The following is a 437-nucleotide window of genomic DNA, read 5'->3' as shown; positions in this document are numbered from 1 at the left end:
GATAATGTTGAAGTTGCTGGCGATACGAAATATGTCTATATTTCAAGACCGCCTATACCCACTTACTGCCCTAACTGCTCATGCAGGATGCTTCTAAAGGCATCTATAAGAGAAAAATCAAACACCCTATTTTACAGGATTCTACCTGCATTATCTTTATCGTTAGCCAGAGAAAGTGGAAATGCACTAACTGTAAGACTTATGTCAATGAATCTTATCCTTTCTTCAAGCCATATAAACAATCTACTGATATTACACCTATGCTCATCCTAGAAGCTATGAAGGATCTCAGCCGTTCCTCTGCATCTATTGCCAGGCAGTTTCATCTTTCAGATACGAAGATTCATGATATTTTCACTGCTTTCGTTGACTTGCCACGATTGAAACTTCCTGAATTTCTTTCTGTTGACGAAGTTCATATTGATATCTCTGAAAAT

General features: G+C 37.8%; 1 protein-coding gene. It reads left to right on the top strand.

The features are described from left to right. Window positions 1-273: hypothetical protein (locus LI241_RS15565; RefSeq protein WP_227161099.1), on the top strand; the 273-nt coding region annotated here is incomplete at its 5' end. Window positions 274-437 lie beyond the last annotated feature (164 nt).

This window comes from Longicatena sp. 210702-DFI.1.196 (assembly GCF_020563125.1).
Classification (GTDB): domain Bacteria; phylum Bacillota_I; class Bacilli_A; order Erysipelotrichales; family Erysipelotrichaceae; genus Longicatena; species Longicatena caecimuris.
This window is presented reverse-complemented; position numbering and strand designations above follow the sequence as displayed.